17 protein-coding genes are annotated in these 22,257 nt (G+C 32.7%); 9 read left to right on the top strand and 8 right to left on the bottom strand.

The features are described from left to right. The first annotated feature begins 88 nt into the window (after nucleotides 1–88). Nucleotides 89–826 carry a DUF3298 and DUF4163 domain-containing protein gene (locus ATE84_RS05170; protein WP_158237181.1) on the top strand — a complete coding sequence of 246 codons (738 nt, stop codon included), beginning with the start codon at nucleotides 89–91 and terminating at the stop codon, nucleotides 824–826. A gap of 47 nt (nucleotides 827–873) precedes the next feature. Here ATE84_RS05170 and ATE84_RS05165 read toward each other — a convergent pair whose 3' ends face one another. Beyond that, on the bottom strand, nucleotides 874–1,329 hold the full coding sequence (locus ATE84_RS05165) for a DinB family protein (RefSeq protein WP_101446412.1): 456 nt from the start codon (nucleotides 1,327–1,329) through the stop codon (nucleotides 874–876). A 202-nt stretch (nucleotides 1,330–1,531) separates the two neighbouring features. Here ATE84_RS05165 and ATE84_RS05160 point away from each other — a divergent pair, with 202 nt between their 5' ends. Further along, nucleotides 1,532–1,885: an arsenate reductase family protein gene (locus ATE84_RS05160; RefSeq protein ID WP_101446410.1), complete on the top strand. Its 354-nt coding sequence runs from the start codon at nucleotides 1,532–1,534 to the stop codon at nucleotides 1,883–1,885. After that, complete coding sequence (locus ATE84_RS05155) at nucleotides 1,878–2,774, top strand: DMT family transporter (protein WP_101446408.1); 897 nt, start codon at nucleotides 1,878–1,880, stop codon at nucleotides 2,772–2,774. Before ATE84_RS05160 ends, ATE84_RS05155 begins: the two co-directional genes overlap by 8 nt. On the opposite strand, the gene ATE84_RS05150 is transcribed toward ATE84_RS05155, so the two are convergent. After that, nucleotides 2,771–3,253 carry a thioesterase family protein gene (locus ATE84_RS05150; RefSeq protein WP_101446406.1) on the bottom strand — a complete coding sequence of 161 codons (483 nt, stop codon included), beginning with the start codon at nucleotides 3,251–3,253 and terminating at the stop codon, nucleotides 2,771–2,773. The genes ATE84_RS05155 and ATE84_RS05150 overlap by 4 nt on opposite strands. A 192-nt stretch (nucleotides 3,254–3,445) precedes the next feature. Here ATE84_RS05150 and ATE84_RS05145 point away from each other — a divergent pair, with 192 nt between their 5' ends. The 3 genes from ATE84_RS05145 to ATE84_RS05135 all read left to right on the top strand — a co-directional run bounded on the left by ATE84_RS05145 (nucleotide 3,446) and on the right by ATE84_RS05135 (nucleotide 8,699). Continuing rightward, nucleotides 3,446–4,447, top strand: a complete 1,002-nt coding sequence (locus ATE84_RS05145; protein WP_101446404.1) for a bestrophin family protein — start codon at nucleotides 3,446–3,448, stop codon at nucleotides 4,445–4,447. Next, nucleotides 4,447–5,412, top strand: a complete 966-nt coding sequence (locus tag ATE84_RS05140) for a YheT family hydrolase (protein ID WP_101446402.1) — start codon at nucleotides 4,447–4,449, stop codon at nucleotides 5,410–5,412. The genes ATE84_RS05145 and ATE84_RS05140 overlap by 1 nt, the downstream gene beginning before the upstream one ends. Before the next feature lie 185 nt (nucleotides 5,413–5,597). After that, nucleotides 5,598–8,699 carry a GEVED domain-containing protein gene (locus ATE84_RS05135; protein WP_101446400.1) on the top strand — a complete coding sequence of 1,034 codons (3,102 nt, stop codon included), beginning with the start codon at nucleotides 5,598–5,600 and terminating at the stop codon, nucleotides 8,697–8,699. Between the two features lie 539 nt (nucleotides 8,700–9,238). Here ATE84_RS05135 and ATE84_RS26715 read toward each other — a convergent pair. Both ATE84_RS26715 and ATE84_RS26055 read right to left on the bottom strand, forming a co-directional pair. Continuing rightward, nucleotides 9,239–9,361, bottom strand: a complete 123-nt coding sequence (locus ATE84_RS26715; RefSeq protein WP_255411983.1) for a hypothetical protein — start codon at nucleotides 9,359–9,361, stop codon at nucleotides 9,239–9,241. Between the two features lie 70 nt (nucleotides 9,362–9,431). Next, nucleotides 9,432–9,590: a hypothetical protein gene (locus ATE84_RS26055; protein ID WP_158237180.1), complete on the bottom strand. Its 159-nt coding sequence runs from the start codon at nucleotides 9,588–9,590 to the stop codon at nucleotides 9,432–9,434. 887 nt (nucleotides 9,591–10,477) lie between these two features. Between ATE84_RS26055 and ATE84_RS05130 the strand changes: the two genes are divergently transcribed. From ATE84_RS05130 to ATE84_RS05120, 3 genes are all read left to right on the top strand, one after another. Continuing rightward, nucleotides 10,478–13,399: a fibronectin type III domain-containing protein gene (locus tag ATE84_RS05130; RefSeq protein ID WP_101446398.1), complete on the top strand. Its 2,922-nt coding sequence runs from the start codon at nucleotides 10,478–10,480 to the stop codon at nucleotides 13,397–13,399. Between the two features lie 364 nt (nucleotides 13,400–13,763). Further along, entirely contained in the window at nucleotides 13,764–13,994 is a 231-nt protein-coding gene (locus ATE84_RS05125; RefSeq protein WP_101446396.1) for a hypothetical protein, read from the top strand. 125 nt (nucleotides 13,995–14,119) lie between these two features. Then, nucleotides 14,120–17,146 (top strand): M14 family zinc carboxypeptidase, encoded by a 3,027-nt coding sequence (locus ATE84_RS05120; protein WP_101446394.1) that lies wholly within the window; start codon nucleotides 14,120–14,122, stop codon nucleotides 17,144–17,146. A gap of 429 nt (nucleotides 17,147–17,575) precedes the next feature. Here the strand turns inward: ATE84_RS05120 and ATE84_RS05115 are convergent, their stop codons facing one another. The 4 genes from ATE84_RS05115 to ATE84_RS05100 all read right to left on the bottom strand — a co-directional run bounded on the left by ATE84_RS05115 (nucleotide 17,576) and on the right by ATE84_RS05100 (nucleotide 22,068). Further along, the gene (locus tag ATE84_RS05115) at nucleotides 17,576–18,289 is read right to left on the bottom strand and encodes a 3'-5' exonuclease (protein WP_101446392.1); all 714 of its coding nucleotides are present in this window, start codon (nucleotides 18,287–18,289) and stop codon (nucleotides 17,576–17,578) included. After that, complete coding sequence (locus tag ATE84_RS05110; protein ID WP_101446390.1) at nucleotides 18,279–19,445, bottom strand: serine hydrolase; 1,167 nt, start codon at nucleotides 19,443–19,445, stop codon at nucleotides 18,279–18,281. The genes ATE84_RS05115 and ATE84_RS05110 overlap by 11 nt, the downstream gene beginning before the upstream one ends. A 132-nt stretch (nucleotides 19,446–19,577) precedes the next feature. Then, nucleotides 19,578–20,180: a DNA-binding response regulator gene (locus ATE84_RS05105; protein ID WP_158237179.1), complete on the bottom strand. Its 603-nt coding sequence runs from the start codon at nucleotides 20,178–20,180 to the stop codon at nucleotides 19,578–19,580. A 70-nt stretch (nucleotides 20,181–20,250) separates the two neighbouring features. Next, nucleotides 20,251–22,068 (bottom strand): histidine kinase dimerization/phosphoacceptor domain -containing protein, encoded by a 1,818-nt coding sequence (locus ATE84_RS05100; protein ID WP_101446386.1) that lies wholly within the window; start codon nucleotides 22,066–22,068, stop codon nucleotides 20,251–20,253. Between the last annotated feature and the right edge of the window lie 189 nt (nucleotides 22,069–22,257).

Genomic DNA, 22,257 nt, shown 5'->3' with positions numbered 1-22,257 from the left:
ATGATTAAATTCGTTCTAATCATATTCCGTTGAATACCTTTAGTAGATGATTAACACAAAAACTAACACCAAATCAAAATTCATTCTTTTGCTACTAATTTTTTGGGGATTATATAGCTGTGACACTAAAGAATCTTTCACTTTTGAAAAACAAAATTTTACAGTAGACACTCTTCTTGATTGTAAAAATGTGGATTGTGCTTCTTTAGAAATCAACGTATTAAAAATAGTTGGTGATAATCTCATAACTACTACTATTAATAAAGAAATAGAAAATGTAGCTTGTTCTATTTTAAATGTTGGTGAAGACGTATCAGCACCAACTCTTAACGAAGCGATCTCTCAATTTAATAGTTCATATCAAAATATTAGTGAAGAATTCCCTGAAGAAATCGTTCCTTATGAAGCCACTATTGATTGTGAACTTAGTTTCCAATGTCAAGGTTTACTCTCTATTATAATGGATTCTTATATATTTACTGGTGGTGCTCATGGAAATGGTACAGTTTCTTATATCAATATTGACACAAAAACAGGAAAACGATTTTCGAACAAAGCATTATTTAAAAATTATAATGAGTTTGAACATTATGTAGAAAAGGTCTTTAGAACACAATATAAGATCCCAGAAAATGAATCGATTAATAGTACCGGTTTCTTTTTTGAAAATGATACTTTCAGTTTACCTTCAACCATAGGGTTTACAGATAAAGAAGTTGTTCTCTATTACAATCAATATGAAATCAACTCCTATGCAGAAGGACCTATAGAATTAAAATTGAATAAGGAAGAAGTTGCTTCGTTTTTTGCAGTTAAGATTTTTTGATAAAACAATTTATCTTTCCTAAGATAAATTGTTTTATCAAAACTTACTTAAATCGCTTTTCTAAGTGCCAAGATATATCCTAAATGAATCCCTTCGTGATAATTATTAAAATTCATCGCATCCTCAATAGATTTTAATACAAATCCAGTACTAGTCTCGTAGTCATTGTAATTTTTAAAGATATCATCGCTTAAATCCTTTTCTGTTTTATCTAATGTTGTAAATAAAAGTTTCTTTATTTCTGATACTTCTTCTGCAGTAACTGGTCTTTCGGTCTTTGTTCCTTTTCGATACAAGTCTACCATTTCATCATCAATCATCATTGGTAAACCACTCAATTTATACACCAATAGTTGTTGAGTTACCACTACATGCGCAATATTCCATATTAGGTTATTTTTAAATCCTTCAGGCACTTCATTTAATTGATCCAAAGAATAGTTATCTAATATTTTTTCTAATATTTTTCGATTTACGCGAGTAATTGTTATTGAATCTTGCATGGTACTTATCTGTTTATTTTATTGTTTTTCAAAAGTCATACTTCGACTATGCTCAGCACAGGTATAAAATTTGCCAATGATCGTATTGTATAGTTACAACATAATCATTGTGGCTCATTTCATAATTTTTAGCCAAAAATATGAGTTTTAATTGTGAAATGAATTTCCTTTGTGATGATTTTGACACTTAAAATAATCAACTGTGAAAAAGATATACCATTTGTCTACTTGTGATACTTGCAAACGTATTTTAAACGAATTAAATCCTTCTTCGGATTTTATTTTGCAAGACATTAAAAACGAATCCATTACCACAGAGCAAATTGAAAAAATGTACGACTTGTCTGGAAGCTATGAGGCCTTATTTAGCAAAAGAGCCCGATTATACAAAGAACGAGATCTTAAAAATCAGAATTTATCTGAAGAAGATTATAAAAAATTAATCTTAGAACATTATACCTTCTTAAAACGACCAGTAATTATTGTAAATGACAAAATTTTTGTTGGTAACAGTAAAAAAGTAGTCGAAGAAGCCAATAACACTATTAATGGATAAAAGGACTGCTGCATTACTTGCTGCATTTGGCGCCAGTTTGATATATGGTATAAATCATACCGTGGCCAAAGGTGTAATGCCTACCTATATCAAACCATTTGGATTTATTTTATTGCGAGTAGTTGGTGCGACACTATTATTTTGGTTTGCATCGATGTGGGCACCAAAACAAAAAATAGAACGCAATGACTGGCCAAGGGTAATTGCCTGTACTATTTTTGGGATGGTGATCAACATGCTTATGTTTTTTAAAGGATTGCAATTATCAACACCAATCAATAGTTCTGTAATGATCACCATCTCTCCAATTTTGGTGTTTATTTTATCTGCTTTTTTTATAAAAGAGAAAATTACCTTTTTAAGAACTATTGGTATTTTATTAGGTTTTTCGGGAGCACTCGGTCTTATTCTTTTTGGTTCTGAAATACGTCAGGATGCACCAAACATCCCATTAGGAAATGCTTTATTTATTATCAATGCAGCTTCATATGCTATTTACTTAGTATTGGTAAAACCTTTAACCAGCAAGTATCATTCTATTACTTTAATGAAATGGTTTTTCTTACTCAGTGTGATCATTAATTTTCCGATTACCATTTCAGAATTTAGCGAAGTAGAATGGATTTCACTACCTCATGAGGTCATATGGAAAATGATTTTTGTTGTGATAGCGACTACCTTTCTAACATATTTACTAAATATATTTGCACTAAGACACTTAAGAGCATCTACAATTGCAGCATTCATTTATTTACAACCTCTATTGGCTATTAGTTTTGCCATGTTCATGGGGGCAGATACATTAAACACAGTTAAGATAGCATCTGCATTATTAGTTTTCCTGGGTGTGTATCTGGTTACCAAACCACCAAAAAAAACAGCCTCTTAAACTTGTTCTAAATCTACTGGAGTTTTAGCAAATTTTCTTGTATCTTCTTTGGTAAGTACCTTAAAATCTTCTGGTCGTTCTACTGTGTCTAACAATTGGTGTATTTCACCTGGCAAAGCAATCAATTTTCGAGTATTCAAATCCATCCAGGCACCCATCATTTCACATTGTGCAAAATTTCGGCCTTTATAATCATAATATTTATGTCTGAACTCAAAAAACTTCCCATCTTCGCTTAATCCCGAAATTTCTAAAGAAACTTTTACCGGTCTACCATAAAACACCTCTTTAAAGTAATAAATATGCTCATAAAATACGACAGGACCAATATTAAACTTACCCAAAAGACGTTGATCAAAACCCTTTTCTGTTAAAAAAGACATTCTGGTATGTGCGGCAAATTCTATATATGCTTTATTCGCCAAATGACGATTTGCATCAATATCATTCCATCTAATTTCAAAATCTTTTAAATACATAATGTCTGTTTTTTGGTCGACAAAAGTACAAAATAACTTATTATGCACGCATAATAGAGTGCTAATAAATATGTATATTTGATTTTGCATATAAAACAAAAAAATATCCAGAGCCATATACTATTTTTAAGATTTTAGTGATACAGGTTTTGAAAACCTGCATAGTCTTCCTATTTTTAAAAAAAACTCATAATGTATATAAAACGAAATATTGGTTGGGGACTTATTCTAAGATATATCTGGAAAAACGCTATTTTCTTCACATTGTATACTACCAGTGTTTTTTCAATATATCATTTTTTAGATTGGAAATTTATAGACATCCCTTTTCAACCACTTTCTGTAATAGGTATTGCTGTTGCATTTTATATTGGCTTTAAAAATAGTCAAAGTTATGATCGATTTTGGGAGGCTCGTAAGATCTGGGGTGGTATTGTTAATTATTCGCGTACGTGGGCAAATCAAGTAATATGCTTAGTCGAAGATAACAAAGAAACCAAGCAAATTCTTATATATAGGCATATCGCTTGGATTAACGCCTTAAGAATACAACTCAGACAACCAAATTCCTTTAGTCTAAAAGAAAATGCTGCACTAGAAAAACTGTTCAAAAAACATGGCGAACAAAAGCCTGCATGCGATGAGGCAAAGCATTTTATTTCTGAAAAAGAGTATTTAGATCTTGTTAAAAGGAAGAATGCTGCAACTCATATAATTAAAAATCAAGGGTTACATCTTAAACAACTTTTGGAAGAAGGCAAAATTACAGAATTTGACAAACAGTTATTTCATAACACACTAGAAGAATTTTACAATCTTCAAGGGAAGTGCGAACGTATCAAAAACACGCCTTTCCCAAGGCAATATGCATATTTCAGTACTCTTTTTACTTGGATATTCATTCTTTTGCTCCCTTTTGGTCTGCTTAATGTCTTTGAAAATGAACTAAACGAAATGAATCATGACATAAAACAAGGATTCATATTTTTAATGGTACCACTATCTGTATTAATCAGTTGGATCTTTTTTACTATGGAAAAAATTGGAAGCAATAGTGAAGATCCTTTTGAAGGCAGAGCTAATGATGTACCTATTACTGCATTATGCAAAACTATTGAAATTGACCTACGTGATATGTTAAATGAAAAAGATTTACCAGAAAAAGAACAACCAAAAGATAATATTTTGTACTAATGCCTTTAATTGAATCCCAGTATACTCCTCCCTTTTTATTCAGAAATGGTCATATGTCTACCATATACCCTAATCTATGGCGTAAAGTAAAAGGAGTATCACAAAAAAGAGAACGTGTAGAACTTGATGATGGAGATTTTATAGATCTTGATTGGAGTTACAGCACAGCACCAAACTCAAAAAAACTAACTGTGATTATCCACGGTTTAGAAGGTAATGGGCAACGCCAATACATGCTTGGACTGGCAAGACTTTTAAATCATAACGGCTGGGATTCTGCAGCAATAAACCTTAGAAATTGTAGTGGAGAAGTAAATCGTCTTTATAAATCCTATAATGCTGGAGCCAGTGATGATTTAGATCGTATTATCAAACATATTCTCGCAACATATACCTATACTAATATATCAATATGTGGATTTAGTTTAGGAGGTAATATCATGTTAAAATATCTTGGAGAAGGTCGCTCTTTGGCGCCAGAGATAAAAACTGCAGCGGCTATTTCGGTTCCTTGTGATCTTTATGATTCACTATCAGAAATAAACAAACCAAAAAATTACATCTATCAACAACGGTTTATCAATCACTTAAAAGCCAAATTGTATGATCGACAAGTTCAATTTTCTGACACTTTAAGCACATCAGATATTAAAGCCTGCAAATCTCTTATGGATATCGATAATTTGTATACAAGTAAAGCCCATGGGTATGAAAATGCGATGGATTATTATTCTAAATGTAGCTCCAGGCAATTTCTGAAACATATCGAAGTTCCCTCCCTTATCCTAAATGCTAAAAATGATTCTTTCCTAGGAGATCTATGTTACCCTTTTGATGAAGCCAAGAAAAACCCTAATCTATTTCTTGAAACTCCTGAATATGGCGGTCATGTAGGTTTTTACCTTCCTAATAAAGCATATTATAATGAGTTGCGAACATTGAATTTTTTTGAGCAACCAAATTAATATTAAATATAAAGAAAGATTTTTCTTGCAACATAGTTGCATTATTATTGCTTTAATGTTTTATACAGTAATTCTCTTTCTCTTCATCGAAAAACTTTTTTTTATTACGAATAATTTAAGAAATTCGAGCGTTTTCTTGGAATAATTCAAAAAAACGAAATAAAATCAACTTAAACTCAACAAAAATGAAAAAAAGCTACAAAAACCCAATATCCATATTGGGTTTTACCAGCAAAGTGGCTCCTGTATCGAGCACCTTTGCATTTGTCTCTATGATCCTGTTATCAACAGGACTTTTTGCTCAGAGTAAGCAGCAAAAACAACAGATTGTACAACAGAGTAACTTAGCAAAACTGAATCTATTACAAACTTCATATGCTAATACAACTGTTACACAAAAACAAGAAGCAATTCAAGCTGCTAAAAAAAATGGATGGAAAGTTAGAATTGAAGCAGCAAATGGAGGTTTTGGAGAACTTCAAAAATTGGGACCAAACGGGGAGCCTATCTACTATGTTCCTTATAATGTAAGTGCTGCCAAGTCAACTAGAGCTAATCATATTAATTCTGGTGGTTCTTTAGGTTTAAATCTAGACGGTCAAAACATGACTGCACATGTATGGGATGGAGGACCTACAAAACCTACTCATCAAGAATTTGATGGAGCTGGTGGAAACAACAGGGTTACTATTGGTGATGGTGTTACTACTATTGTAAGGAATAGTAATCATGCGCAACACGTTACAGGTACTATAATGGCCTCTGGAGCAAATGCTAATGCAAAAGGTATGGCATCACAGGCAAAAGCTAAAACATACGAATGGAATAATGACAAAACAGAAGCAACTAATGCTGCTTCAAATGGAATGTTATTATCTAATCATTCCTATGGTTATGGTGCCCCTCAAATACCGGATCAATATTTTGGGGCTTATATTGATGAATCAAGAGATTGGGATCAGATTATGTATAATGCACCTTTCTATCTTATGGTAGCAGCTGCAGGTAATGATGGAGATGACAATAGCTCTAATGCTCAACCATTGGACGGAAATTCTTCTTATGATAAATTATCTGGCCATAGTACTTCTAAAAACAATCTAGTTGTAGCTAATGCACGAGATGCTAATGTAAATAACGATGGTACCTTAAACAGTGTTACTATAAATAGTGGAAGTAGTGAAGGACCTACTGATGATTTAAGAATCAAACCAGATATTACAGGTAATGGGACAGGGGTATACTCTAGTACAACTGATAGTGATAGTTCATATAGCAGCTATACAGGAACCTCTATGGCATCTCCGAATGTGACAGGTACACTTCTATTATTACAACAACATTATAACAATATTAACTCAAACTACATGAAAGCTGCTACCTTAAAAGGGTTAGCTCTTCATACTGCAGATGATATTGGTCCTTCTGGTCCTGATGCAGTACATGGATGGGGATTATTAAACGCTAAAGTTGCTGCAGAAGCAATCACTAATAAAGGAACTGTTTCAAAAATAGAAGAACTAACACTTACAAGTGGTCAAACGTATACTGTAACTGTTGACTCTGATGGTAGTAGCCCTTTATTGGCTTCTATTTCTTGGACAGATAGAGCAGGAACTGCTGTAACTGCGACAAATTCTAGCACGGCTGTATTAGTAAATGACTTAGATATTAGAGTTACAAAAGGTTCTACTACATCTAACCCTTACAAATTAACAAGTATCACTACTAATGCAACGGGAGACAATACTGTAGATCCATATGAAAGAGTTGATGTAGCGAATGCTTCAGGAACATATACTATTACAGTTACTCATAAAGGAACATTAACAGGAGGAAGTCAAAATTTCTCTCTTATTGTTACTGGATTAACAGGAACAGCTACAGTATGTACTGCAACAGTACCTACAGGAGTATCTTCTTCTGCGGTAGGATCTGATACAGCTACTATTGGTTGGACAGCAGTAGCTGGTGCAACTTATGATGTAAGATATCGTCAAACTGGAGCTTCTTCATGGACTACAGTCGCTGCAAGCGGAACTTCTAACGCTATTACGGGATTATCTGCGACAACAGCGTATGAAGCTCAGGTAAGAAGTAAGTGTGCCGATGGTACTACTTCAGATTACAGCACTTCTGTAAACTTTACAACCACCGATGTACAACTAAACTACTGTGCTTCTAATGGTAAAAAGACTAATGATGAATATATTGGTAAGGTTCAAGTAGGAACTATCAATAAAACTTCTACCGCAGGAAGTGGTGGGTATAGCGATTTTACTGCTGAATCTACTAATCTTTCTAAAGGAGGGGCTAACACTATTACGATTACTCCTACATGGCCTGGAACTACATATGATGAAGGATACTCTGTATGGATTGATTATAATCAAGATGGTGATTTTGCTGATACAGGAGAACAAGTATGGACTAAAGCAGCTTCTAAAACTACTCCAGTAAGTGGAAGCTTTACTGTACCTGCAACTGCAAAAGATGGAAACACAAGAATGAGGGTATCTATGAAATATAATGGAACACCAAATCCTTGTGAATCATTTGATTATGGTGAGGTAGAAGATTATACTGTAGTGATCGGTGGATCTGGTGGTACAGATACTCAAGCTCCTTCTGCTCCTGCTGGATTAACAGCTTCTAATGTTGCTCAAACAACACTTACACTATCTTGGAATGCCGCTACTGACAATGTAGGAGTTACAGGATATGATGTATATCAAGGAACTACTAATCTGGGATCGGTAACAGCAACTACAAGAAACATCACTGGATTAACTGCTAACACAGCATACCAGTTTACTGTAAAAGCTAAAGATGCAGCAGGAAATGTTTCTGCAGCTAGTAACACTCTAGATGTAACTACCACAGGAGGAAGTTCTGATCCTTGTGCAGGAGTAGATCCATATAATAGCTCAGTAAATTATCAAGTTGGTGATCGTGTCACTTTTCAAGGATCTCTTTATGAACTTACTAGCACTGGATGGAATAACCTTGGGGCATGTGGTGCATTTTTTGCTACAACAGCATTCTCTGTAACTGCTACTGCTCCACCTTTTAATGAGCAATTAAAAGCATATCCAAACCCCGTAAGCGGTACTATTATCAATATCGATACTCACAACCTTAGCAGTAAAGAGTATGTGATATTTAATATACTAGGGCAAACTGTTGATCAAGGGACATTTATAAACAAAATTAATGTTCAGGAATTAAAATCAGGATCCTATTTTGTAAAGGTTGGTGACAAAACTGCACAATTCGTTAAACAATAAAACCTTATCTAAATTCCCTTAAAACTAGAGTTTTAAGGGAATTTTTTTTTGCCTGAAATATTAAATTACAAGTGATGATATCAATGATTACTTGGAAAGAATGATGGGAAAAATTACATCTTTATCACATTTAAGTTCTCAAATACAAACATTTACAACACAAAACATATAGTAATTGTTGGATATATATGATTTATTAAAATTATATATAGGGTCTATTAACCATATACAAAACTCAAACTTCGTCATAATGAAAGGTTTTAACAAAAATGCTTTTCCTCAATTGGAGTGTACGACAAATTTCCCATTACGCTGCATTTCGGCATAATTGTTTGATCCTGTATTCTTGTTTGCTTTTATATACTACTCTTAGTTGCGCCATTTGTTGAAAACTTTCCATAGTTCATCGCTGTTGCAGCGCATCTTTATAAGCAGATTCTATGGCTCTCGATCCTATTAGCAGTCCTTTTTCAATATATTTATGATAAACACATTATCAGCATCTTCAATCCATTATCCATATTTGTGGTAAACACGCTCTATTTACTTGGCATTGACCCTTGGCCACCTGTCAAATTATTGATCACATCTTCTGCTTCACTAAATGCCAAATACTGACCCATATAGCACATGGTTCCTTGAACCAAAATACTTATACCCATAAACCTGGAGATTGAGCAATGACATGAGACTTACAGGACTCTATCTTTCCAAATCGAGTTTGAATTTTTTTTAAGTTCTTGCTCTTAGAAACACAACCACAGATAATTGTAAAACTTCTTGCTCAACATTTGACATCATTGCAGCCTGCGTAGATTCGTATTGATATCCATTCTCGATACGAGAAGGATCAGATAACCATTGTTCAAAATGTTTGTTGAAGATTAACAAGACTTGAGTCTTTATATCTATTAAATATGTTTCTAATACCTCCTAAATTTTAATAGAAGAAAAGAGCTATATATTATGCATACATAGTAATTTACTATAATAAAACATATTATATTAAGATTAATCTATATATTCGCCCTTCAAAAATAACTTCACACTCATTTTCACACAACATTTTTTAATATTTAGGAGGTATTCTAAAGCATAATTTAGCAGAGATTTTTTATCTGTTCATTAGTAATTATATCAAGGGAAATTCAATGAATTAATCTGTCTTGTACTGATATAATTCGAATGTGTTGGGGGACACAACAGAAGTATAATTACTGAACTCCCTCTCCTTTTATGGAGAGGGTTTTTTTATACCACATAAATTCTAATCATTTACAAACGAGTATTTTTGTGCTAATTTTCACTTCTCTTTTACGAAAATCGCTTTTCATGATATTTCTATATTAATTTGAAGCTTTTTTTCTGCAGTTTTACCGTAATAAAATTGTTTCTCAAGACTTGTTTACGGATTTTATATTAATGTCAAGCATTCTCGCTTCCTTTTTAACAAAACAAATAATACACTGATTATCAATAATATAAAATCCGTAAACATGTTTTAAGACAGCTCAAAACATGTTTATGGACGTATACAGATTGATTAGCGAAGCCTTTTTAAGTAGTTTTCAAAACTATAAACTTAACAAGTAAATCAACTCATGAAAAAACCTTAAATGCATTAGTATTAGTGATAGTGTTAACTCTTATAAAAGTATCAAAATATTCAACCCTACTAGTCTTAAGAATTAATTACACTTTTCTATACTACAAGCAAACTTATGGCTTATTAGCCATCAAAAATCAATTTTTATCAATTACACATTAAAACCTAAAAAATGAAAAAATCACTTATCATTTTAATCACGCTTATTTGTTATATTGGGCATTCTCAATATAATTCGAGTGCTCCCTGGATGCAGGAGCTAAACCAAAGCAGGAGTTCTTCGAGAATCGACACTCCTATAAAATTTCAAAAAATAACTAATGCTTTTAATTCCTATTGGGCAAACAAAAACTACAAGAAAAAAGGTAGTGGATACAAACCCTTTATGAGGTGGCAAGAATATTGGAAAAATTCTTTATTACCAGATGGCACCATGCCAACCCCTCAGCACCTATGGAAAGCTTGGGAAGAAAAGAATAATATGACCTCTTCTTCTAAAAGTGCAGCTGCAAGCTGGATTCCTATGGGGCCATTTAATCATGAAGTAACAGGTTCTTGGTCTCCAGGACAAGGACGAGTAAATGTTGCTATTGTAGATCCTAATAATCCGAATACATTCTATATTGGAGCTCCCGCAGGAGGAATATGGAAATCTACAGATAAAGGTGCAAATTGGACTGCTTTATCAGATGATCTTCCTCAAATCGGAGTTTCTGGTATAGCTATTGACCCTAATAATTCGAATATTATTTATATTTCTACCGGAGATGATGATGCCAATGACTCATATAGTGTTGGAGTTCTTAAATCTACAGACGGAGGAAACACGTGGGCAAAAACAGGTTTAGAATTTTCAAATTCACAGACAACGAGCAACGATATTTATATTGACCCCAAGAACTCTAATACATTATGGGTAGCAACTACTCAAGGAGTTTATAAAACCACTGATGCAGGAGCCTCATGGACTAAAACATTGAATGCAGATGTAAAAGATATCAAACTCAAACCAGGTAATTCTAATGTAATTTATGCCGCTACAAAAGATTCTTTTTACAAATCTACAAATGGAGGAACTAGTTTTACAAAAATCCAAAGTGGATTACCATCAAGTTCTGGAAGACTTGTTATTGATGTTACTCCTGCTAATCCTAACTATGTGTATGTTTTAAGTGCCAAAACCAGAAATGCAGGATATGCTTTTCAAGGCTTATACCGTTCAACTAATAGTGGAAGTAGCTTTACAAAAACTAGAGAAACCACTGATATCTTAGAATCAGGTCAGGCTTGGTATGATTTAGCACTAGCAGTTTCAGACACTAATGAAAATACTATTTTTGTAGGATGTTTTAATATATGGAAATCTACAGACGGAGGAAATAATTTCTCAGTAATCAATGATTGGGCAAAACCTCAACAAGCCACATACACCCATGCAGATATTCACTTTTTACGCTATTATAACGGAAAATTAATGTGTGGTAGTGACGGAGGAATCTATCTATCAGAAAATAATGGTGGAAGTTTTACAGATTTAACCAAAGGATTACAGATAGGTCAGTTTTACAGAATATCAGTAGCAGCAAATAGTAGTTCTAACAATGTTGTAGGTGGACTTCAAGATAATGGAGGATACGCTAGAGATGGTAACAAATGGAAAAATTATTTTGGTGCTGATGGGATGGATTGTGCAGTGAGTGGTGCTAACCCCAATACCTATTATGGGTTTATACAAACTGGATCCTCTCTGTATAAAACGACCAATAGAGGAACAACACAAACTCAAGTAGCTAGAGGGCCTGAATCAGGAAATTGGGTTACACCTCTGGTTTCTGATAAAAATGGAAACATATATGCAGGGTATTCAAGTTTTTATAAGCTTAACAATACTACTTTTCAAAAACTCACTAACTACAATTTTGGTGGTAAGTTGGATCATATAGAAATAGACCCATCTAATACAAACAATATCTATGTTTCTCGTAAAAATAATTTATATAAAAGTACTAATAAAGGAGTGAACTGGACAAAAGTTCATACTTCTGCTACAGATATTACTTCTATAGAAGTACACAATGATAATAGCAATATCATTTATATCTCTACTAGTGGTGTTTCTTCATCTAATACTTCTACCGGAGTTTTTAAATCTACTGATCAGGGATCAAATTTTTCTAATATTGCTGGTAATCTGCCTAGTGAAGCTAAAAATGTGGTACGCCACCAAAAAGGTACAGAAACTATTTATGTAGGTACTTATCTAGGGGTTTATTATAAACAAGGTAATAACAATTGGGAAAATTATTCTAAAAATTTACCTAATGTTTCTGTACGAGACTTAGAAGTTAATTATACAGATAAAGTGTTATTAGCTGGTACTTATGGAAGAGGTGTATGGAAAGTACCTCTTGTTTCGGGATCATCTACCGGTGACACCCAAGCACCTAGCATTCCTGAAGGTTTAACAGCTTCTGATGTTACAGAAACTACACTTACATTATCATGGAATGCCGCTACAGATAATGTAGGAGTAACAGGATATGATATATATCAGGGAACTACCCTACTAGGAAGTGCCAATTCGACTTCTGCCAGTATTACTGGGTTAACAGCAAACACTGCATATCAATTTAGTGTAAAAGCCAAAGATGAAGCAGGAAATGTTTCTGGTGCTAGTAATACGGTTGATGTGACTACTACAGGAGGAAGTTCTGACCCTTGTGCTGGAGTGCCTGCATATAGTAGTTCAGTAAATTATCAAGTTGGTGATCGTGTAACGTATAGAGGGTACCTTTATGAACGTACTGCTTCTTCATGGAAAAACCTTGGAGCATGTGGAGTTTTTGCCAGAGCAGCTTCTATCTCCTCTACTCAACTTAATGGGCAACTAAAAGTATACCCAAACCCTGTGAGTGGATCTATTCTCAATATAGTTACTCAAGATTCTGAAAGTAAAAAATATGCAATATTTAATATGCTAGGGGAACCTATTGATCAGGGAACCTTTATAAATACAATTAACGTTCAGGAATTACAAACCGGACCTTATATTGTAAAAATTGGTAACAAAACCATACAATTTTTCAAGCAATAGGATTTTAAAAACTCTCCTCAAAACAAAATGTTTTGAGGAGAGTTTTATAATTTCATAAAAAAACATGATATTTCTTGCTACTAATCATATCCCTGATTACTTAGGGAAATAACAGAATAAAATAATTTACTACTTCATCTATTCTGTTATAATCAATTCAGCGGTCTGCTTTATTATAACAATTCATCTCTTTTTTCAAAACCTACAAAAAAGAAACAGTAAAAGAATTACATTTTTACCACACTTATCACCTCAAAAACAAGCACTTATATCAAAAAATATGTGATAATTATTAAAGATATATGATTTATTAAAATTATATTTATGGTCTATTAACCATGCACAAAACTCAAACTTCGTCATAATGAAAGATTTTAACAAAAATGCCTTTCCACAATTGGCATTTGGTTTAACTTTTTCTCTCCTAACAATACAAGAAAAAAAGAAAAAGAGTAAACTATCAAAAAAACAAATAATTCTTAGCTCTAACATTCCTATAGCCCCTAAAAATTATCAGAATATTTCTCAAGGCTATCTTACTATACATGCTGGTAATATGTATTCGGGGATCAGAAATTTTTCTACATCCTCCTAAGAATTAACTTTATTTTTTTCTACACTTCTAACAAACAAATATGAAGAATGTTTCATCAATCATTCTATGTTCTTCATATATACCATATAGAAAATAACAAAAACTAACTCTTAAACACGCAAACAATGAAAACAAACACTAATTCTTTAAAATCGTATATCCCATGGATATGTACTATTTTTTTTCTATGCAACATGCTTATATTACAAGCACAAGAAAAATATTATCGTGTCGTTTTTGATACAGATAAAGAACAATTAAAATCTCTACAAGTAAAGGGATTAGAGGTCGATCACTTTCACTATGAAAATGGAAAAGTTACTGCCGAAATTTCTCAAAGAGATCTTAATCTATTAAGAAAAAACAACGTTAAATATAAAATCAAAATTCGTAACCTCTCCAAAAGAATTCCTAGAATAAATAAGAGAATCGATAGAAGAAATGCTCGTAAGGCCCGTAAAAATAATATTCAGCAAGTACCCTCTCCTAGCAATTTTACTTTAGGAAGTATAAGAGGTTTTCATACCAATGATGAAGCGATAGCTGCATTAGATAAAATGAGGCAACTGTATCCTCAATTGATCACTGCTAAATCATCTATCGGTACCACGACTCAGGGTAGACCGATTTATATGGTAAAAATAAGTGACAATGCAGATACTGATGAAAACGAAGATGAAATGCTATACACTTCTATACATCATGCCAGAGAACCTATAGGGCTTTCTCAAAATCTTTTTTTTATGTGGTATTTGTTAGAAAATTACAATTCTGATTCAGAAATTAAAACACTGGTAGACAATACAGAGTTGTATTTTATCCCGGTTGTTAATCCAGATGGATATATCCATAATCAACAAACCAACCCTAATGGAGGAGGTTTATGGAGGAAAAACAGACGCAACAACGGAGGGTCGTATGGTGTGGATTTAAATCGTAACTACGGTTATCAATGGGCTGCACCAGGAGGATCTTCTTCAAACCCAAATAGTGATCAGTATCATGGACCTTCAAAATTTTCGGAGCCTGAAACTCAGGCAATGAGAGATTTTACAAATAAACATAATTTTGTAGCTGCACTTAATTATCACTCTTATGGTAACCTTTTGATTCACCCTTGGGGATATAAAGCAAATACTTTTACTCCTGACCAAAGTACATTTGTAAAAATCTGCACATATATGACTGCAGAAAATTCCTACACCTATGGTACTGCAAATCAAACAGTATCATATAATGCAGGAGGAAGTTCTGATGATTGGATGTATGGAGAACAAAGTTCTAAACCCAAGGTGTTTGCCATGACTCCAGAAGTAGGGGCTTCAAACGATGGATTCTGGCCAGCTTCCAGTAGAATTATTCCTTTATGTAATGAGGTTTATCCATTTAATATCAAGATATTAAGAATGGCAACCAAATATGCAAAAGTAACGCCTGATAATGTAAATCAAACAATTACAAGTACATCAGGAACAGTAGCGTATTCTATCAAACGTTTTAGTCTTAATCAAGCCACCTGGAAGGTAAGTTTATCATCGAATTCTTCGCATATAAGCACTTTAGGGCAACCTAAACAATATAATAGTATTGCAATTTTAGGAACTGATACTGGAGCTATTGATTTTCAGTTAAAATCAACTACACCCAAAGGAACTCAGATTCCTATCACAGTTACTATAAATAATGGCACCTGGGAGTACACTACAAATGTTACCATAACATATAATGGTGGTTCTACAACTTGTACTGCAACAGTACCTACAGGAGTATCTTCTTCTGCAATAGGATCTGATACAGCGACTATTAACTGGACTGCAGTAGCTGGTGCAACTTATGATGTAAGATATCGTCAAACTGGAGCTTCTTCATGGACTACAGTTGCTGCAAGCGGAACTTCTAACGCTATTACGGGATTATCTGCGACAACAGCGTATGAAGCTCAGGTAAGAAGTAAGTGTGCCGATGGTACTACTTCAGATTACAGCACTTCTGTAAACTTTACAACCACCGATGTACAACTAAACTACTGTGCTTCTAATGGTAAAAAGACTAATGATGAATATATTGGTAAGGTTCAAGTAGGAACTATCAATAAAACCTCTACCGCAGGAAGTGGTGGGTATAGCGATTTTACTGCTGAATCTACTAATCTTTCTAAAGGAGGGGCTAACACTATTACGATTACTCCTACATGGCCTGGAACTACATATGATGAAGGATACTCTGTATGGATTGATTATAATCAAGATGGTGATTTTGCTGATACAGGAGAACAAGTATGGACTAAAGCAGCTTCTAAAACTACTCCAGTAAGTGGAAGCTTTACTGTACCTGCAACTGCAAAAGATGGAAACACAAGAATGAGGGTATCTATGAAATATAATGGAACACCAAATCCTTGTGAATCATTTGATTATGGTGAGGTAGAAGATTATACTGTAGTGATCGGTGGATCTGGTGGTACAGATACTCAAGCTCCTTCTGCTCCTGCTGGATTAACAGCTTCTAATGTTGCTCAAACAACACTTACACTATCTTGGAATGCCGCTACTGATAATGTAGGAGTTACAGGATATGATGTATATCAAGGAACTACTAATCTGGGATCGGTAACAGCAACTACAAGAAACATCACTGGATTAACTGCTAACACAGCATACCAGTTTACTGTAAAAGCTAAAGATGCAGCAGGAAATGTTTCTGCAGCTAGTAACACTCTAGATGTAACTACCACAGGAGGAAGTTCTGATCCTTGTGCAGGAGTAGATCCATATAATAGCTCAGTAAATTATCAAGTTGGTGATCGTGTCACTTTTCAAGGATCTCTTTATGAACTTACTAGCACTGGATGGAATAACCTTGGGGCATGTGGTGCATTTTTTGCTACAACAGCATTCTCTGTAACTGCTACTGCTCCACCTTTTAATGAGCAATTAAAAGCATATCCAAACCCTGCAAAAGATTTTATTATAATCAGAATGAATAATTTTAATGGTTCTACGTACAAAATCGTTAATGAAGCAGGTGAAATAGTAAGACATGGTAATATGTCTGCAAATAGAATAGAGCTAAACAACTTACCATCAGGAATGTATTTTGTTTCGGTTAAATCAGAAACTAAAACTATAACTAAAAAGCTTATTTTAAAATAAGTAAAATCAAATATGTTTTAAAAACCACCTTATTATATAAGGTGGTTTTTTTGTTTATTATTTAGAATCACCTCTTAGCCAGAAAATATCATAAGAAAAAAATTATTTTGAAAAAAGATTTGTACATATCAATAGAATCTGTATCTTAGATATTCACTTCGTAAACACTCTTTTTCACAACGTCATAATTAAAAGAAAACAATAGCATAAAGTATATGTTGTTTTTTTATAGTGTAAGAGCAATTAATTCTGTACACTACAGAAAGAAAAAAGATTCAGATTAAAATAATGAGTTGTTACCCCTGTTTCGACTCGACTTTGTAAATATTTCGTCAAAATTAGTAGTATTATGGAATAAGAAAGGACTCGTTTCCTTTCTTTTCCATATAAAAAAATAAATTGAAATAAAAGACTAAATTTTTGTTGAAATCATACAGATATTATCTCATCGTCTTCTAATAATTCTTCTTGCCGCAGTCTAAGTAAGATTTGTGCAACAGCAACTGTATCCTTTTCACAATAAATAATGATACGGTCAATATCCTGTTCTTCATAAAAAACTTGCCGTACCTCGCTCCCATCAATGTCATCTTTTGGTGATGGAATACCTAGAATATTTGTAAGTAGTTTTAAAGAAGTATAGTGCTTATAGTCTCCAAATTTCCATAAATCCAAAGTATCTAAATGTGCTACTTCCCAGGGTTTTTTACCAAAGAGATTTAACTTATTTGGCAATGTAATGTTATGAATAATCATTCTGCGGGCGATATATGGGAAATCAAACTCTTTTCCGTTATGCGCACAAAGTAAATGATGTGGTCTTGCAAAATGGGTTTCTAATAGATTTTTAAACTCAATCAATAGTTGCTTTTCATCTCCATGAAATGAAGTTGTTCTAAAAGACCTTGTTTCTCCTTTAAAAGTAAAATATCCAACAGATATGCATACAATTTTACCAAACTCTGCCCATATTCCTGCACGTTCGTAGAACTCCTCGGGAGTAAACTCATCTTTACGTTGATACTTGGTTTTATCTGCCCATAGATATTTTGTTTCCTCACTCAGGTTTTCGAAACTTTCATATTCGGGAACCGTTTCTATATCTAGAAATAGGATGTGTTCTAGGTTAAGTTTATGAAGCATTCTTTAGCATTTTATAAGTTTCTTCAATAAAAACGAAAAAATCTTCGGTAAATGATTCTCCCGGAACAAACTGACCACGATTATGCCCTAATCGAACAATCATAATATTATCCTCTGGGATACAAATTACATACTGTCCCAAAATACCACGCATGGCAAAAATTTTCTTATCTAAATGATCTGATAGCCAAAAACCATATCCATACATTTGCCCATCTTCAAATCTTGGTTTTGTTGCCAATTCTGTAAACTCTGCTGGCAATATTTGTTCCCCCGCAAACATCCCTTTGTTTTTAAAGAGCATTCCAAAACGAGCGAAATCTCTAGCATTACTTGCTATACAGCAATATGCTTTTTCCATACCACTCTCCTCACCATCTAATTGCCATATGGCTTCATGTTCCATCCCCAAAGGTTTCCAAAAACTTTCACTTAAATATGTTGCGAGCTTTTTACCTGTAGCTTTTTCAATAACCATACCCAATAATTGCGTATTCCCACTTAAGTATTCGAATCTTTGTCCTGGTTCTTCAATAACATCCAAGCCCAGCATTATATCTCTGATATTTGGATCATAGTACGCTCTGGCTGTAATCGAAAACGGACTAGTATAATGCTCCGTCCAGTTTAAGCCAGAAGACATAGAAGAAAGGTCCCCTACTGTGGTTTTTGCTGCAAGACCTTGAGAGAACTCAGGAAAAAAATCTCCAACAGGTTGATCCAAACTTTTAATATGACCATCCATAATGGCTTTGCCTAACAAGGCCGTTACCACACTTTTTGCCATAGAAAAAGAATTGGTTTTAGAATCTACTCCAAATCCTTCGGCATAGTTTTCGTACCAAATACTATCATTTTTTATGATCATAAAAGCGACAGTACCTAGTTCTTTATTAATCGCATTAAGTTTCTCTGTACTTTGCATTTTGTTATATTCTGGATGCGTAGCCCAAGCAATGGTACCATTCCCTTTTTCTATAGTACGATTATCAAAATAAGAATAATCATCAATGTATGCCGTGGTATGTCCCGTCATATAAACCACTCTTACTCCTTTAAGTATATAATCATAATCAAAAATATACAACAGTGCTACACAGAGTACTATAACAATAAGTAAACTTTTTAAGAAAAATTTGAGAATCCGTTTTATCATTTCAATAAAATTATTGTTGATATTACAGTACCTATAGAACAAAATACCGGTGTAGCTAATGTATGAAAATTAATTACATTTAAAAGTTCGCTCATTATGAAATGAAAAAGGTTTGAATAGGCCAAATAATTATTAGCGTATATGAATCATAGCCCATTTTAACAAATTATTTTTTTCTGCAGGAAGCTTTAGTTTTTTTATAATATTATACCGGTGGTTTCTGATAGTCTTCTCACTAACCGATAATTTTTGGGATATTTCTATACTTTGATATCCTTTAGAAATAAGTTGTATTATTTTTAATTCAGTACGACTTAAATGCTTTAATTCTGGAGATATTGTATTTATTTTAGCATTAATAGTATTTATTGCTAATTCTATACTAATATTTAATTGCTTTTCATCAAAAGGTTTTGTTAGATACCCTAGAGGTATAAAAGATATTGCTTCTTTAATCCTGTTTTTGTCATTAATTGCCGAAATAAAAATAACTTCAAAGTTTTGATGTGTGTTTTTCATATTAGTAACAAAATCTATTCCTGTTTTACACGTCTCTAGATTAATATCAGATAACACTATGTTTGGAAACCAGTACTGTGTTACTTGTTTTGCTTCGCTATATGAATTGGCAATTTTTGTATTTATATACCCATTATTGGTTACAGTCTCAAAAATATCTTGTGCTATTAAAAATTCATCTTCTAATATTAATATTTTTATTTCCTTTTTTGACAACAAGCTTAACTACTTTTTTTACCATCATACACTATAAGATGGTGTTTGTTTTAAAATAAAGATACAGTTTTTACTTTTTATGGGGGAAAATCAAATGGTAAGAGGTTCCGTTTACGGTATTTATAAATAGTTTTCCTAACAATTGCTGAGACATTCCTTTAATAATCTGTATGCCTAATGTTTGTTTGCTTTCCGGTTTTTGACCCTCTAGATCATACCCTTTACCATTATCTGAGATTTCTAAATGAAGATCATTATTCTTTTTATAAAAAACAACAACTATATGATTACCTTCTTCAGAATAAAAAAACGCATGCTTAAAAGAATTTGATACTATTTCGGTGATAATTAGTCCTAGCGGGATGGCCACATCATTTGGAATTGAAACTGATGTAATCTTTTTTTGAATATCTATTTTTTCTCCATACAAATTAGAAAGATAGCTAATAAGTTCTGTTATATAATTTTTACTATCTATTTTTTTAAAAGAATTGTTCTTATACAAATGTTCATGTACCAATGACATTGCCATAATTCTATTTTTTCCTGCTTCAAACACATCCTTTAATGCATTGCTTTTTGTACGTCTTTCTTGTAAATTGAGCAAACTATATACTATTTGTAAATTATTTTTTACTCTATGATGGATCTCAGAAAGTAAATCGTTTTTCTGGTGTAAAGCCAGAGAAAGCTCTTTTGTTTTTTGTTGTACTTCCAGATCTAATTTTTCAGTATACTCTAATTGCTTTTGTTCTTTTTCTTTTGCTCTAAAAAAATGTAGATAATGCATAATAACTGCCATCATTAAAAATTCTGCAAAAAATGTAGTAAACGTAATATTTACAGTAAACCAATTAGAAGAAACAATATCAAAAGTTCTCAAAAAATTAATAGCAGTCCCTGTAAGGTAAACAACCCAAGAAACACCTAACATACCAGCAATCTTATTCTTTTTTAAAAACTGATGAATACAAATAAATAAAATCCCAAAATTAAAAAATGTGATAACTATCATGATAAAAATAGCTACTATAGAAAAATCTAGAAAGAATAATAATGGGATACAACTAAGAGATAAAAATGCTATAAAATTGGTAAATTTTAACAAAAGCTTATTCTTTTTCTTTAATTCCAAAACGGCAGCACATAAAAGAGTAATAAAGAAAGTACTTAGAGAAATACATACATAAAATACATAGTGTATACTATTGGGGCTTTCTGGTAGAATATAATACTGAAAATGCCCTAATAATAATGCTTGTATACATAGATTAAAAAATGCACTGAAAGAATAGAGAACGTATGCAAAATTTCTTTGATGAATAAACAGGTATATATTGTAAAAAATGAGAATACATACTATCCCATATAAAAAGCCCGAAAAAAACAATGCTTTGTTGGTTTTACGATAAAGTTGTTCTTTTGAAATTAATGCTACCGGAATTTCGAGTGCAGTCCTGCTTTTTATTTTTACATAAAGAGTATCACTATGTTTTTCATTCAATATAAAAACATTCTTATAATGCTTATAATCGAGCTTACTTTTGGGTATCATTACTCCTAGATGAGTAGTTTTCAGTTCCCAATCTTTTTTACTATACACAATGATACTATCGGTTAATGCATTTCCGATAAGTAATACATGATCTTGTTCTTTTTTAAGCTTTGAGATATTAATTCTTAACCATAATGCAGGAATTCCTAATTTGTAATTAATAATTTGCTTATCACCTGTTTTAAAAGGGACATTATCAATTTTGTTTATCTCAACCTTATCTTCTTGGTCTATATATGTAGCTATATTTAAAGAATTCTCTTTTTCTTTTTTTTTAACAGAACAACCTATACAAAGTAATATTAAACAACAAAAAACAACTTTTTTCAGCATCTCTCAAAGATATACCTTGTTCTTGAAAATTACAATGTGGAGCCAAAAAATGAGGCTTATGCCCTATTTTTTAAGGTTTTTAAAGTTAGTAGTTTTGATGTGGGAAAAATTTATTAAAAACACACTACTTCTTATTCTACTATTAATGTTGCTATAAAAATAGTAAAGCAACTACTTTATTGTAAATCA

The sequence above is a fragment of the Aquimarina sp. MAR_2010_214 genome (genome assembly GCF_002846555.1).
Lineage (GTDB): Bacteria > Bacteroidota > Bacteroidia > Flavobacteriales > Flavobacteriaceae > Aquimarina.
The sequence above is the reverse complement of the archived record's forward strand: the minus strand, read 5'-3'. Positions and strand labels throughout refer to the sequence as shown.